At 43.8% G+C, this 14,642-nt stretch carries 11 protein-coding genes and 1 tRNA gene; 10 read left to right on the top strand and 2 right to left on the bottom strand.

What is annotated here, in order from left to right; translation table 11 throughout:
- The first annotated feature begins 81 nt into the window (after positions 1 to 81).
- The 10 genes from B0I27_RS13315 to B0I27_RS13270 all read left to right on the top strand — a co-directional run bounded on the left by B0I27_RS13315 (position 82) and on the right by B0I27_RS13270 (position 12,546).
- Positions 82 to 3,570, top strand: a complete 3,489-nt coding sequence (locus tag B0I27_RS13315; protein ID WP_106294157.1) for a hybrid sensor histidine kinase/response regulator — start codon at positions 82 to 84, stop codon at positions 3,568 to 3,570.
- Positions 3,571 to 3,572: 2 nt separating this feature from the next.
- Entirely contained in the window at positions 3,573 to 4,400 is an 828-nt protein-coding gene (locus B0I27_RS13310) for a CheR family methyltransferase (protein ID WP_106294155.1), read from the top strand.
- Complete coding sequence (locus tag B0I27_RS13305) at positions 4,372 to 4,995, top strand: chemotaxis protein CheB (protein WP_106294153.1); 624 nt, start codon at positions 4,372 to 4,374, stop codon at positions 4,993 to 4,995. The genes B0I27_RS13310 and B0I27_RS13305 overlap by 29 nt, the downstream gene beginning before the upstream one ends.
- Before the next feature lie 12 nt (positions 4,996 to 5,007).
- Positions 5,008 to 6,597, top strand: coding sequence for a response regulator (locus B0I27_RS13300; protein WP_106294151.1), 1,590 nt, complete (start codon positions 5,008 to 5,010; stop codon positions 6,595 to 6,597).
- A gap of 86 nt (positions 6,598 to 6,683) precedes the next feature.
- Positions 6,684 to 6,765, top strand: a tRNA-Leu gene (locus B0I27_RS13295).
- 63 nt (positions 6,766 to 6,828) lie between these two features.
- Positions 6,829 to 8,175: a trigger factor gene (tig, locus tag B0I27_RS13290; protein WP_106294149.1), complete on the top strand. Its 1,347-nt coding sequence runs from the start codon at positions 6,829 to 6,831 to the stop codon at positions 8,173 to 8,175.
- 101 nt (positions 8,176 to 8,276) lie between these two features.
- Positions 8,277 to 8,981, top strand: a complete 705-nt coding sequence (gene clpP, locus B0I27_RS13285; protein ID WP_106294147.1) for an ATP-dependent Clp endopeptidase proteolytic subunit ClpP — start codon at positions 8,277 to 8,279, stop codon at positions 8,979 to 8,981.
- The gene (gene clpX, locus B0I27_RS13280) at positions 8,974 to 10,215 is read left to right on the top strand and encodes an ATP-dependent Clp protease ATP-binding subunit ClpX (RefSeq protein ID WP_106294145.1); all 1,242 of its coding nucleotides are present in this window, start codon (positions 8,974 to 8,976) and stop codon (positions 10,213 to 10,215) included. Before clpP ends, clpX begins: the two co-directional genes overlap by 8 nt.
- A gap of 44 nt (positions 10,216 to 10,259) precedes the next feature.
- The gene (locus B0I27_RS13275) at positions 10,260 to 11,123 is read left to right on the top strand and encodes an AMP nucleosidase (RefSeq protein WP_181276781.1); all 864 of its coding nucleotides are present in this window, start codon (positions 10,260 to 10,262) and stop codon (positions 11,121 to 11,123) included.
- Positions 11,124 to 11,184: 61 nt separating this feature from the next.
- On the top strand, positions 11,185 to 12,546 hold the full coding sequence (locus B0I27_RS13270) for a pyridoxal-phosphate dependent enzyme (RefSeq protein ID WP_106294143.1): 1,362 nt from the start codon (positions 11,185 to 11,187) through the stop codon (positions 12,544 to 12,546).
- 60 nt (positions 12,547 to 12,606) lie between these two features.
- Here B0I27_RS13270 and murA read toward each other — a convergent pair whose 3' ends face one another.
- Entirely contained in the window at positions 12,607 to 13,932 is a 1,326-nt protein-coding gene (gene murA / locus B0I27_RS13265; RefSeq protein WP_106294141.1) for a UDP-N-acetylglucosamine 1-carboxyvinyltransferase, read from the bottom strand.
- A gap of 18 nt (positions 13,933 to 13,950) precedes the next feature.
- Positions 13,951 to 14,631 (bottom strand): DUF4290 domain-containing protein, encoded by a 681-nt coding sequence (locus tag B0I27_RS13260; RefSeq protein WP_106294139.1) that lies wholly within the window; start codon positions 14,629 to 14,631, stop codon positions 13,951 to 13,953.
- Positions 14,632 to 14,642 lie beyond the last annotated feature (11 nt).

Genomic DNA, 14,642 nt, shown 5'->3' with positions numbered 1-14,642 from the left:
TCATCGAATAACAGTACAGCGGACAAAGAGTTTTGGTTTGGAAATTGAAATACTATCTTTATTCATTGTATCCATTAGCTCATGTTTAAGAAATTTTCGTTCCAACAGCAAGTCCTTACCGGCTTTATATCAACGCTTATTATCCTGTTTATCGTAGCCATTCTTTCTTATGTGAGCATGGAAGATCAGAAAGAAGATGCCGAGTGGCTGCGTCATTCCAGCGAGGTGTTTCAGGTGAACGAGCTGATAGTGTCTCAGGTTACTACCGCTGAGAGTGCTCAGCGTGGGTATGCATTAACGGGGATCGAGAGCCTGGGCACGCAGTACAAGCGCAGTTCAGTGCTGATTATTCCCTCGATTGAACATTTGAGGGACCTGGTTGCTGATAATCCTGAACAGGTGAAAAATGTCGATTCCCTGTATTACTATGCCTCGCTTAAAATAGCCGATATGGACGCGATAATAGCTGCATACGATTCAGTCGAGGGCGGCAAAGAGCGTGACATGCGTGAGCAGTTTCTGTCGGCTAAAACTCATATGGATGCTGTAAGGGATTTTACCAAAAGGATATCGGCGATAGAGGAAAACCTGATGCGTGAGCGGGAGGACGCTACAGCGAACAGTATGCGGCGAACGGTGGTTATCGTGCTTGGCGGCTGCTTCGTTGTGCTGGGTCTCTTGTTGATCTTGTTCCGCTACATTAAGACGACTTTCAGACGGCAGAAGCAGATAGAGGCTAACGTAAGGGAAGCCAACGCAAAGTTGAACAGAATTGGAGAGGAGAACAGTAAGAAACACTGGATGTTAAGCGGCTCTGAACGCATCGAGGTGTGTATGCGCGGGATGCAAAATGTTGATGAACTGGCTGGGAGCGTAATAGGAGAGTTGGCCGAATATAGCGGTGCTCAGCTTGGCTCATTTTATCTCCTTCAGGGAGGTAGTTTGTATCTGGCTGGTGCCTACGCTTATCCCATGAAGCAGGCTACCTATCAGATCGGTGAAGGTATGCTGGGTCAGGTAGCTTTGTCAAAGAAGGGTGTAGTAATCAGTGAGATTAAGGAGGATCAACTGTCTGTCCGTATTGGGATCGGTGATGTCAAGCTCCGGTCGATTATTCTTCAGCCCGTGTTGTTCGAGGATGAACTGATCGGAGTGATCGAAATTGGCTACAGCGAAGGAGTTACAGATTTGAAACTGGAGTTTATCCAACAAATAGTGGATGGGATAGCTGTGGCTGTGAAATCTGCGCAATCCCGGGCCCAGCTTAAAGCTCTTTATGAGCAGACCAGTTACCAGTCGGAGCAGCTCGAAGTTCAGACAGAAGAGTTGATGGCTGCAAATGAGGAGCTCACGGCAAAAACTCAGCAACTGCAGGTTTCGGAGGAAGAGCTGCGTGTGCAGCAGGAGGAGCTGAGGCAGACAAATACAGAGCTCGAAGAAAAGGCGGCGATGCTTAAAGAAAGAAACGCTGCTGTTGAGCTGGCTAACGAGGGGATAAGGGTAAAGGCTAAGGAACTCGAGCAAAGCAGCAAATATAAATCGGAGTTTCTGGCGAACATGAGCCATGAACTGCGGACGCCGCTGAACAGTATTCTCATCCTGGCTAAGATATTGAGTGAGGACAAACAAAAGACGCTGACATCTGATCAGGTTCGTTATGCCAGCGTTATACACAATGCCGGAACCGACCTTTTAAATCTGATCAATGATATTCTGGACTTATCTAAAATTGAGTCGGGCAAACTGGATATTCAGTGGGAAGAGGTGAAGACTGAGGATCTGAGGTATGACTTGCAGCAGCTGTTTAACCATGTTGCAGCTTCAAAAAAGATCGCCTTTGTTTTCGATATTGATCCGAATACGCCCATACAGTTTGTTTCTGATAAACAGAGGGTAGAACAAATCGTGAAGAATCTCCTGTCAAATGCTTTTAAGTTTACATCTGAAGGAGGCCAGGTTAGTGTGAAGGTGTCGCATATTTTAAAAGGGCAGGATTTTGAAAATGAGGTGCTTCGTCAGGACGAATCGGGTGCGATACGATTTGATGTTCGGGATACGGGTATTGGTATGAGCAGGGAGCAGCAGAAGATAGTATTTGAGGCCTTTCAACAGGCAGACGGGTCGATCAGCAGGAAGCATGGGGGTACCGGTTTGGGCCTGTCCATCTGCCGGGAGCTTTGCAACTTGCTGGGAGGAGAGATCAGGGTGGAAAGCGAACTTAACCAGGGTAGCACTTTCACGCTTTATCTTCCGGTTTCCGGAAATGGACATCAACCTTCGCCCTCGCCCGCAGCAGAGACAAGTCCTGTTGAAAGTTCAGTAGAGGCTTTGCAATTTCCAAGAGCGGAAGATATTACGACCGCCCATGCCGGCCAGACACCCAGGTTGCTGATTATCGAAGATGACGTGTCATTTTCGGAGATTTTGGAAGATTACGCCAGAGAACGCGGATTTGTACCGATGGTGGCTTATAGCGGAACTAATGGCCTGAGTATGGCCCGTGGGTATCAGCCGGACGCCATTGTTCTGGACATCATGCTGCCGGGTATGGACGGCTGGACAGTCTTAAAAGAATTGAAAAATGATAAGGCTACGAACTGGATTCCAGTACATCTGATGTCTGCCCGCGATGAGTCAACTCTCAGAGCCCGACAGGAGGGTGCAATTGGGTTCCTTCGAAAACCGATCGATAAAGACCAGTTGGACGAAGCGTTTGACGTTTTGTTAAGCAGCAGCGGACAGTTGAAGCTAAAGCGGGTGCTGCTTGTGGAGGATGTGCAGGTGCAGAGCGACGCGTTAACGGCGGTATTGGTGGATAAGGGTATCGAGGTAAAGCAGGCTTACAACGGACAGCAGGCGATTGATATATTGGAAAGTGACGGGGAGTTTGATTGTCTGATCCTTGATCTGCATCTGCCAGATATGTCAGGTGTGGAGCTTCTGGAAAAAATAAAGACCGACGAGCGACTTGCGGAGGTGCCGGTGGTTATCAATACAGCCATGGAGCTTGACGAGAAAACGATGGGCATAATTATGAAGCATACGAATGCGATGGTTCTTAAAAGTGCAAAGTCAAATGACCGTATCCTGGATGAGGTAAACCTGTTCATGCATAAGATAAGAACCAAAGGGAATTCGGCCGTGACAGCGAATTTTGCGGGGGACTTGTTAAAAGATAATTCTACGCTGGAGAAGGCGCTGTCGGGTAAATGCGTGCTAGTTGCGGATGATGATATGCGAAACGTATTTGCGCTGTCTACGGCCATACAATCTTATGACATGCGGGTGGAAATTGCGTCGAATGGAGTAGAGGTTTTGAGAAAGCTGGATGAAATGCCGGATATTGATATTGTTCTAATGGACATCATGATGCCTCAAATGGATGGTTATGAGGCAATGCGGGAGATACGAAAACAGCGGCAGTATCAGAGTTTGCCCATTATTGCGCTTACGGCGAAGGCGATGAAGAATGACCGGGAAAAATGTCTCGAGGCAGGAGCCAATGACTATATTTCCAAACCCGTTGAAGTAGACAAACTTTTGTCTATGATGCGTGTTTGGTTAAGCTAGACATGTCACTTGTGGAGGAACGAATTTCGTACGATGAACTTGAAGAGCTGATTTCCTGGATTAACCACATCCACGGATTTGATTTTAGTGGTTACTCGAGAGCTTCTCTGAAACGACGTGTTACCAGGATCATGGACCTGCATCACCTTGATCTGGTTGATCTGAAAGGGATACTGGTAAATGATTATGTTTTTTTCGAAGAATTTCTTGTTCAGGTTACGGTAAATGTGACGGAAATGTTCCGGGACCCATCTTTTTTCAGGTCGGTCAAAGAAAAGGTGATGCCATATCTTAGTTCTTTCCCCCGTGTGAAGGTTTGGAACGCGGGCTGCTCGACCGGAGAGGAGCTTTACTCCTTCGCTATATTGCTAAAACTGGAGGGCTTGTTGGATCGTTCGTTCTTGTATGGTACGGATATCAACCCAAGGGTTTTAGAAAAGGCGAAAGCAGGAGTTTATCCGCTTTCAAATATGAAGCAGTATTCAGAAAACTATTTGCATACCGGCTATTCAGGCTCGTTAGCAGATTTCTACGTAGCCCAGTATGATGCTGCTACGATAAACAACGAGCTGAAAAAAAATACGCTATTCTCGGTGCACAATCTTGTGTCAGACCGGGCGTTCAACGAGTTTCAAATCGTTTCGTGTCGAAATGTTCTGATCTATTTCAACACCGACTTGCAAAAGCGGGTAATTCAGTTGTTTTATGACAGTTTATGTCCCTTTGGCTTTCTTTGCCTGGGTGCAAAAGAATCTTTGAGGGCTTTCGACGTGACTGGGAAGTTCAGGTCGGTTGATAAATATGAAAACTTGTATCAAAAAATTGGCTAACTGGGATAACACGATATTAGAGAAGGCAGCGAAGGCCAGGGTTCTGTTGCTGGGAGGTTCCGCGGGAAGTTCGAGGCTGATCTTCGATTTGATCGAACAGCTTCCCGGAGATTTTCCGCTGCCTGTAATTGTTATTATCCACCGGAGCCGGAAATTTAAGTCGGAAATAGAAAAACTGCTGGATAGTAAATCAGCACTTTCTGTAAGTCTTGCGGAGGACAAGACAAAGCTGAGGCAGGGAAATGTTTATTTTGCACCTCCAGACTATCATCTGCTTTTGGAGCCAGATGAAACGTTTACACTGGATTATTCAGAGCCGGTGTTTTTTTCGAGGCCATCGATCGATTCTACCTTTGTTAGTGTGTCGGACGTATATCAGGACAGAGTTGTTGCGGTACTTTTATCGGGAGCAAACGCTGACGGGGCGGAAGGACTTTCTTATATTCAAGCACGGAACGGTATTGTTATCATACAAGATCCGGCGGATGCGGAAGTAAGGACGATGCCTGAATCTGCAATATCATTGTGTAAAGATGCTTTGATATTGACTGATGAAAGTATCTTTGCTTTTATAAAGAGCATTACAAAAGAATAGTATTTTTAAGAAATGGATCATCTGAAGCTTTTAATCGTAGACGACAGACGGGAAAATATAGTGGCTTTGGAAGCACTTCTTGATCGTAACGATATAGAAATCGTCACCACGACATCTCCTAACGAAGCGCTCAAGATTTGCTGGGAACAGGATATTTCGGTTGCGTTGATCGACGTTCAGATGCCGGAGATGGACGGCTTTGAGCTGGTGGAGATATTGAAGGGGAACCCGCGAACCCGGGAGATCCTTGTTATTTTCGTGACGGCCATCTCTATGGAGATGAAATATGCGGTGAAGGGTTTGTCTGTCGGTGCGGTAGATTATTTATTTAAACCCTTAGATCCGTATGTGACGGCTGCGAAAGTAGATTCGTTTATTCAGATCGTTCGCTCGCAGCGTGAGGTTAAGCGCAAGAATGAAGAACTAAAAAGTTTTCAACAGGAGCTGATAGCGGCAAAGGAAGAGGCTGAGCAGGGAAGAAGAGTAAAAGAGACTTTCCTGGCAAACATGAGCCATGAAATACGTACCCCCATAAATGGAATGCAGGGGATCGTCCATTTGCTGGAGAATACCGACCTTGATGCTGAGCAAACTAAAATGGTGAACTTGCTGAAGATATCAAGTGAGTCTCTGCTAGGAATCATTAACGATGTTCTGGATATCTCTAAAATAGAATCGGGCAAATTCAAGATCGTCCGCACCGAAGGAAGTATAAGAAATCTGGTATCTTCAGTTATCGGTTTAATGCAGTTTAAAGCACAGGAGAGGGGGATCGAGCTTATCGTCGATATCGACCCGGTTTTGCCGGCTGTTGTGCTTGTTGATGGATTGAGATTGAATCAGATTCTGTTGAACCTGGTGGCTAATGCGATTAAGTTTACAGATGAAGGATCTGTAAAGCTGAGTGTCACCCAACTGCAGGCAAAAGGAAATTTGGTGCAAATAGGGTTCAGTGTGCAGGATACGGGCATCGGGATCGAGCCTGAGAGGTTTGAAAAAATCTTTGAAACGTTTGAGCAGGCGGCGAGTGATACGGCACATCAGTATGGTGGAACGGGACTTGGGCTGGCGATCGTTAAGAAACTGGCAGAGTTAAAAGGAGGGGAAATAAGTCTGCAAAGTGAACCCAACAAGGGGACAACGTTTGTTTTTACGAACTGGTTCCAGGTAGTGGGAACTGCAAGTGAGAAGCCTGTTAAAAACATCGGAGAACTGCCTAAGCTTCCCGGCACGAGAGTACTTGTGGCAGAAGACAATGCAATTAATCAGTTTATGATCCAGAAAGTACTGCAACGCTGGTCTGTTGATGTAGATATTGTCGAAAATGGAGAACTTGCCCTGGAGAAATTAAAGAAGGGCCATTATGATCTGGTTCTGATGGATACGAATATGCCCGTGATGGGCGGGTTCGAAGCGATAAAGAGAATCCGGGAAGAATTGCCGGCGAACGTTAAGGATATTCCGGTTATTACCCTTTCGGCAGCTGTGTTGGAAGAAGATCAAAAAAAAGCAATGGAGGCCGGGGCGAATGATGTAGTATCTAAGCCGTTCGATCTTAGTGTGTTGCATTATAAGATCACCAAGTGGGCAGGATGTTCTTGAAAAAAAAGATATAATTTCTTTCAAATTCATTTGGAATACTGAAAATAAAAGCTACTTTTGCATTCCAAATTTAATGAAACCCAAGCGCGGAAGTGGCGTAATTGGTAGCCGCACCAGACTTAGGATCTGGCGCTGAGAGGCGTGGGGGTTCGAGTCCCTTCTTCCGCACATGATTCCCCCCGCTATAACGGGGGGAATTTTTGTATAATACTAACGGTAAATAATTAGAACATGAATATCACACAAGAGAAAATTGATAGCCTGAACTCCTTAGTTAATGTGAGCATTAAGCCTGAAGACTATCTGGAACGTGTAGAAAAGGCCATAAAAACTCAGGCAAAAAAGGCGAAACTTCCGGGATTCAGAGCAGGAATGGTTCCTCCTTCTCATATCAAAAAGATGTATGGAAAGAGTATTCTTGTTGAGGAGGTTAACTCTCTTTTAAGTGATTCGATTAATAAATATATAGCCGATAATAAAATTGAAATCCTTGGTCAGCCTCTTCCAAAGGTTGATGAGTCAAAGGAGTTTAACTGGGATTACACAGACGAGTTCGAGTTTAAGTACGAACTTGGTCTTGCTCCGGAATTCAATCTTGATTTCTCTGACAAGGATTCTATTCCTTACTACCAGATCAAAATTGACAGCGAAACACTGGAGTCAAGAATCAAAAACATCAGAAGAAGCTATGGCAAAATGACAAACCCTGAAGTTTCGTCAGAAGAAGACGTTCTTTTTGCCGAGTTGGTGCAACTTTCTCCTGATGGCTCTGTTTTTGAAGGTGGTATAAGCAGCACTGGATCTGTAAGACTTGATCTTATAAAGGATGCAGAGATTAAGAAGTCTCTTGTTGGCTTGAAGAAGGGTGATGTTGTTGAATTTGATATTCAAAAAGCTTTTGAAAATGATGCTTTTCAAGTTTCAAAAGTTTTGAACATCTCTGAAGAAGACGCTAAGGATCTGGCTTCCAAATTTCAGTTAACTGTTAAAAATGTTAACCGTTTGGAAGAATCAGATTTGGATCAGGAGTTCTTTGATAAATTATTCGGCCCCGGTACTGTTACTACAGAGGAGGGATTCCGCGAAAAGATCACTGCTGAACTGGAGTCTATGATGGTTCAGAACGCTGAGCAAAAGCTTCAGAATGATATCGTGAAATACGGTGTTGCTAAATATGAAATGCAACTGCCTGATGAGTTCTTGAAACGTTGGTTAAAGGCGACAAATCAGAACCTGACTGAGGAAGATCTTCAGAAAGGATATGAGGATTTTGCGAACAACCTGAGATGGACATTGGTTGAGAACAAGATTATCAAAGAAAATAGTATCGAGCTGAAATACGAAGATGTATTTCAGACTGCGAAAAGCAGACTTGATGCGCAGTTTAAAATGTACAGCCCTCAACCTCTTCCTGAAGAGCAGCTGGCAGAGTACACCGTGCAATTCCTTCAAAACAAGGAAAACGCGAATAAAATTTTTGAAGAAGTAAAAGCACAGAAAGTGTTTGATTACCTGAAAAGTGTTGTTACATTAGATCGTCAGGAGATTGAATACAACAAATTTCTTGAATTGAATTAAGAGCTACGGTATAATGGTAATTATGCTATTAATTCTGATTCGTTCAAACTATTATTAGCATAATTACTTATTTATATATCAGACTTTAAACTTTTAATCCAATGAATATCGACAAAAATGAATTTCGTAAATACGCTGTAAAACATCATCGCATTGGCAGTCAACATGTAGACAGTTTCATTGGCAGGGTAGAGAAAAGTGCTATCCCGATGTCTATGACTCCATATATCATTGAGGAACGTCAGTTGAACGTTGCTCAGATGGATGTGTTTTCAAGACTGATGATGGACCGCATTATCTTTCTTGGGGATGCGATTTATGACAGCAACGCAAATATAATTCAGGCGCAATTACTTTTCTTACAGTCAACGGACGCAAAAAGGGACATCCAGATTTATATTAATTCTCCAGGAGGTTCTGTTTATGCAGGACTCGGGATATATGACACGATGCAATATATCACTCCGGACGTAGCAACCATCTGTACAGGTATGGCTGCTTCCATGGGTGCTGTTCTACTTTGTGCGGGAGCTGCCGGTAAACGTGCTGCTTTGGCTCATTCACGTGTGATGATCCATCAGCCGCTAGGTGGTGTTCAGGGTCAGGCATCTGATATTGAAATCACAGCACGCGAAATATTGAAGCTGAAAAGAGAGTTGTATGAGATCATTTCCAACCACTCAGGTCAGGACTATCAGAAAGTTCATGATGCGTCTGACAGGGATTACTGGATGATTGCGAGTGAGGCCAAAGAATTCGGAATGATTGACGAGGTGCTTGGCGAAAACAAATTAAACAATGAGTAAAAGCTCGAAAGATATTAAGTGTTCATTTTGTGGTTCTGGAAAACAGGATACACTAATGCTCATTGCAGGCCTTGATGCTCATATATGTGATAAGTGCGTTGCTCAGGCAAATCAGATTTTAGCAGAAGAGTTATCAGTGAGGAAAACGAAGAGCACAGGTTCTTCGCTAACCTTAATGAAGCCTTTGGAGATAAAGAAACATCTTGATCAGTATGTGATTGGTCAGGATGAGGCGAAGAAGGTACTTTCTGTCGCTGTGTACAACCACTATAAGCGCCTTAACCAGAAAGTGGAGAAGGATGAAATTGAGATTGAGAAATCCAATATCATTATGGTGGCAGAAACGGGAACTGGAAAAACGCTTTTGGCGAAAACCATTGCCAAGATCCTGCATGTTCCTTTTTGTATTTGTGATGCCACTGTTTTAACAGAGGCCGGATACGTTGGGGAGGATGTGGAAAGTATACTGACAAGGTTGCTTCAGGCCGCAGATTATGACGTAGCGTCTGCAGAACGTGGAATCGTTTACATTGATGAGGTAGACAAGATAGCGCGTAAAAGTGATAACCCGTCTATTACAAGGGACGTATCCGGTGAAGGTGTTCAGCAAGCTTTGCTGAAGATACTTGAAGGTACTATAGTAAACGTTCCTCCTCAGGGCGGTCGTAAGCATCCGGATCAGAAAATGATCGCGGTTAATACGAATAATATTTTGTTTATCTGCGGCGGTGCTTTTGACGGTATTGACAGAAAGATTGCGAATCGTTTAAAAACGCAGACTGTAGGGTATAGGATTAATGATGACGATGCAAATATCGATCTTAAAAATCTCTATAAGTACATTACTCCGCAAGATCTTCGCTCGTTCGGATTGATTCCTGAGCTAATAGGACGCCTTCCGGTTGTAACGCATTTAAATCCGTTAGACAGAGATGCACTGATTAGTATCCTTACAGAGCCCAAAAATTCACTTGTCAAGCAGTATCAGAAGCTTTTCGAATACGAAGATATTAAATTAGATTTTGACAAGGAGGTCTTGGAATTTATCGTCGATAAGGCGATGGAGTTCAAATTAGGAGCCAGAGGTTTAAGGTCTATCTGTGAGGCCATCATGATCGATGCAATGTTTGAAGTTCCTTCCCAAAAGGGAAAAAATAAGGAGCTTTTTATAACGTTGAGCTACGCGCTTGAGAAGTTTGCCAAGTCAGACATAAAGAAATTAAAAGTTGCATAATGAAAACCCCGAAGAGATTCGGGGTTTTTTTTAAACTTAAAGTTATGAACGAAGAAAAAGATGTAAAGAAAGATTCAGAAATTGTTCAAAAGGCTCAAAAGGTTAAGGAAGTGGAGAGCCCAGTGAAAAAGGGGTTGAAGACCAAAGAGGACATTGTTAATAACTGGCTGCCAAGATATACAGGACGACCTTTGCAGGACTTTTCCCAATTCATTCTGCTGACGAACTTTTCAAAGTATCTTCAGCTCTTTTCAGAGTGGCATGATAATGCGCCCATTATGGGATTGGATAAGCCGATGCAAAGTGTTTCTGCGAACGGTATTACTATTATCAACTTTGGTATGGGAAGCCCCCTTGCTGCGACAATGATGGATCTGCTGAGTGCGATTAAACCAAAGGCGGTGCTATTTCTTGGAAAATGTGGTGGCTTGAAAAATAAGAATAGTATAGGCGATCTTATTCTGCCAATTGCTGCAATTCGGGGTGAGGGTACATCAAATGATTATTTGCCGGCTGAAGTCCCCGCTCTTCCTTCGTTTGCATTGCAAAAGGCCATATCTACTACCATAAGAGATCATTCCAGGGATTATTACACTGGGACTGTTTACACAACGAACAGGAGAGTGTGGGAGCATGATAAAAATTTCAAGAAATATTTGAAGACACTACGTGCTATGGCCGTTGATATGGAGACTGCTACCGTTTTTACAACCGGGTTTGCGAATAAAATCCCAACCGGAGCTTTGCTCTTGGTATCAGATCAGCCGATGATACCAGAGGGTGTAAAGACCTCGGAAAGTGACTCAAAGGTAACTGAGAGATTCGTGGAGTCTCATCTAAAGATCGGGATTGATTCTCTTATGCAATTGATCAATAATGGCTTAACAGTTAAGCATTTGAAGTTCTAAGATAAGATGCTAAACTGCGCCGACGTTTAATAGTTAAAACAGTAATTACTACCTTTACTATATGTGGTACAATAATATTTTGGAGACTATAGGGAATACCCCCCTTGTTAAGCTGAACAAGGTTACTTCTGATGTCAAGGCCACCGTGCTCGCGAAAATTGAGACGCGGAATCCCGGTAACTCGATAAAAGATCGTATGGCCCTTAAGATGATTGAGGACGCAGAGGAGTCTGGCTTCTTGAAACCGGGCGGAACAATTATAGAGGGTACATCGGGCAATACCGGTATGGGTTTGGCTATGGCTGCAATCATAAAAGGTTACAAGTGTATTTTCACCACAACCGACAAGCAATCTAAGGAGAAGGTGGATGCTTTACGGGCTTTTGGAGCGGAAGTAATTGTATGTCCGACCAACGTTGAGCCCGAGGATCCAAGGTCTTACTATTCCGTTTCATCCCGATTGCAGAAAGAAGTTCCTAACTCGTGGAAAGCGAATCAGTATGATAATCTGTCAAATAGCAAGGCAAACTACGAGCAGACCGGTCCGGAAATATGGGAGCAAACTGAAGGTAAGATCACGCACCTTGTTGTAGGGGTGGGCACCGGTGGTACTATATCAGGTGCGGGGAGATATCTTAAAGAGAGAAATCCCGATATCAAAATATGGGGCATCGATACGTACGGCTCGGTATTTAAGAAGTACAAGGAAACAGGGGAGTTTGACAAGGATGAGATATATCCTTATATAACAGAGGGCATAGGAGAAGACTTCCTACCAGAGAATGTGGATTTCTCTGTGATTGATCATTTTGAAAAGGTTACTGATAAGGATGCCGCACTGATGACCAGGGAGATCACCAGGAAAGAAGGGATATTTGCCGGTAACTCAACGGGAGCGGCCATTGCAGGGCTTTTGCAGATGAAGGATCATCTAAAAGCGGGCGATCTCGTAGTTGTTATCGTCCATGACCACGGAACGCGTTACTTAGGCAAAATGTTTAACGATGATTGGTTAAAGGAACGTGGCTTTATGAAGGATGAGAAGCTTACTGCAGGTTCCATTCTTGATAGTAAAGAGAGTCAGGAGATAGTGACAATCGATGCAGGTCAGTCTGTGCTGGAAGCGATCAATACGATCAAAATGTTGAATATTTCTCAGCTTCCTGTTACGCAGCATGACATGGTCGTGGGGAAGGTCACAGAGACTGATATTCTAAATGCCCTGCTCGAGTATCCATCAGCAAAGTCGTTTAAGGTTCTCGATGTGATGACCAAACCTTTTCCTTTTGTAGATTTAAATACTTCTATAGATAAGATATCTAGTCTAATCAATAAGGAAAATACAGCAGTGCTGGTTGAAGACAAAACTGGAAAGCTGGAGATTATTACTCAGTTTGACATTATAAGCGCCATGTCTGCTTGATAAAGCAAGATAGTTTAGTAACAAAAAGAGTCAGCTCCATGAGAAGCTGACTCTTTTTGTTTAGTGTGATTTTGGCATTGCGTTAATGCGCTTAATGTCCGCACCTAAAGCTCTTAGTCTGATGTCAATATCCTGATATCCCCGTTCGATCTGTTCGATATTGTGAATGATAGATCTTCCACTGGCTGATAGCGCTGCAATTAAAAGAGCAACTCCCGCGCGGATATCCGGGGATGTCATCTCGATACCTTTCAGTTGTACCTGTTTGTTAAGACCAATTATAGTAGCACGGTGCGGATCACATAAAATGATTTGCGCGCCCATGTCTATTAATTTATCGACAAAAAACAGCCGGCTTTCAAACATCTTCTGGTGTATAAGAACATTTCCTTTGGCCTGGGTTGCAATAACAAGTACAATGCTCAGCAGGTCGGGTGTAAAGCCCGGCCAGGGGGCATCAGCGACAGTAAGTATTGATCCGTCGATAAACGTTTCTATTTCATAGTTTTCCTGAGCGGGAATGTAAAGATCGTCGCCTCTAAGCTCAAGTTTGATTCCCAGGCGTCTGAAAACCTCGGGGATTATGCCAAGTTCCTTGTACTGAACGTCTTTGATCGTAATTTCCGAGCCCGTCATGGCAGCAAGGCCTATGAAAGAGCCGATCTCAATCATGTCAGGAAGCAAACGGTGTTCTGTACCGCCGAGCTTTTGAACACCCTCGATCGAGATCAAGTTAGACCCTATGCCGGAGATATTGGCTCCCATCCTATTCAGCATCTTGCAGAGCTGCTGTAGGTAAGGTTCACAAGCGGCGTTATATATTGTGGTAGTGCCTTTGGCAAGAACTGCAGCCATCACTACGTTAGCCGTTCCCGTAACTGAGGCCTCGTCTAGTAGGACATAAGCTCCCTTCAGGTTAGTGGCATCTACATTGAAGAAGCCGGTTTCAGCATTATAGATAAATTTTGCGCCCAACTTTTCAAAGCCCAAAAAGTGCGTATCCAAGCGACGTCTGCCGATCTTATCGCCTCCTGGCTTAGGAATAGCTGCTTTGCCAAAACGAGCAAGTAGTGGCCCCACGATCATTATTGATCCTCTGAGGCTGCCGCCTTTGGCCTTGAATTGTGCTGACTGGAAAAAATCAAGGTTAATATCAGCAGCTTCAAAGGTATAAGTGTCTTTGTTTAATCTTTCAATTTTTACACCTAGATCACCCAAAAGTTCAATAAGCTTGTTCACATCCACAATGTCGGGAATATTGCTGATGGTAACCTTTTCGCTTGTCAATAGTACAGCAGAGATTACCTGAAGAGCCTCATTTTTGGCGCCTTGAGGAATAATTTCTCCTTTCAGAGGTTTCCCTCCGTTAATTTCAAATGCATTCATTGCTTCGTATGATTGAATCTAGTAACGCTTCCCAGCATTTTTCGGGCGGTTACTACTGTTTCTGTTATTCGAGTTTTGTCTGTTTTTATTGTTCTGGACGCCACCCTTTTGGATGTTCTTAGGCCTCATGTTGGTTGGAGCAAGGCGGGCAACCTCAACTTTGTTCAAATTGACGTTATCTTCCAGGACCAGCTCCCCATTAGAAAGCTCTTTTAGGTCTGAGATGATTGTCTCATCAGTAACGGAGTCTTTGTTCCAGGTAACATAGGCCATTTTCATAAAATTGGCGATAGACTGGACCATCAGCTGCTTGCGTTGAGGATCTTCAAGAGCTCTGGCCTGTTTGATTAGCACCTCAACGGTTTTGCCATAATGTTTATAGCGAATGCGTTGCTGTGGGTAAGGAAGCGCGTCAGGCTTGACGTTGAGAACATCCGAGGTAGGGATAGGATAGGGGCAGTCAACATCTATCTTGAAATCCGAGATGATATGCAAGTGATCCCACAATTTGTGTTTAAAGTCTGCAACATCTCTCAAATGTGGGTTGAGAAACCCCATCAGATCGATTACGACTTGAGCATGGCGATTTCTTTCTTCTTTAGTCGGAAGGGTACAAATATAGGCAACCATATTTTGTACATTTCTCCCATACTCTGCAAGGATCAGTTTATTCCTTGTGCTATTATAGTCAAATGTCATTCTTTTGTTTT

It is taken from the genome of Arcticibacter pallidicorallinus (assembly GCF_003002875.1).
Taxonomy (GTDB): Bacteria; Bacteroidota; Bacteroidia; order Sphingobacteriales; family Sphingobacteriaceae; genus Arcticibacter; species Arcticibacter pallidicorallinus.
Note: the sequence above shows the minus strand (reverse complement) of the source record. Positions and strands in the feature narration are given on the sequence as shown.

Bases quoted from the DNA above. Each gene is read 5' to 3' on its own strand.
- B0I27_RS13315 (WP_106294157.1), top strand. From the start codon at position 82: ATGTTTAAGAAATTTTCGTTCCAACAGCAAGTCCTTACCGGCTTTATA.
- B0I27_RS13310 (WP_106294155.1), top strand. From the start codon at position 3,573: ATGTCACTTGTGGAGGAACGAATTTCGTACGATGAACTTGAAGAGCTG.
- B0I27_RS13305 (WP_106294153.1), top strand. From the start codon at position 4,372: ATGAAAACTTGTATCAAAAAATTGGCTAACTGGGATAACACGATATTA.
- B0I27_RS13300 (WP_106294151.1), top strand. From the start codon at position 5,008: ATGGATCATCTGAAGCTTTTAATCGTAGACGACAGACGGGAAAATATA.
- tig (WP_106294149.1), top strand. From the start codon at position 6,829: ATGAATATCACACAAGAGAAAATTGATAGCCTGAACTCCTTAGTTAAT.
- clpP (WP_106294147.1), top strand. From the start codon at position 8,277: ATGAATATCGACAAAAATGAATTTCGTAAATACGCTGTAAAACATCAT.
- clpX (WP_106294145.1), top strand. From the start codon at position 8,974: ATGAGTAAAAGCTCGAAAGATATTAAGTGTTCATTTTGTGGTTCTGGA.
- B0I27_RS13275 (WP_181276781.1), top strand. From the start codon at position 10,260: ATGAACGAAGAAAAAGATGTAAAGAAAGATTCAGAAATTGTTCAAAAG.
- B0I27_RS13270 (WP_106294143.1), top strand. From the start codon at position 11,185: ATGTGGTACAATAATATTTTGGAGACTATAGGGAATACCCCCCTTGTT.
- murA (WP_106294141.1), bottom strand. From the start codon at position 13,932: ATGAATGCATTTGAAATTAACGGAGGGAAACCTCTGAAAGGAGAAATT.
- B0I27_RS13260 (WP_106294139.1), bottom strand. From the start codon at position 14,631: ATGACATTTGACTATAATAGCACAAGGAATAAACTGATCCTTGCAGAG.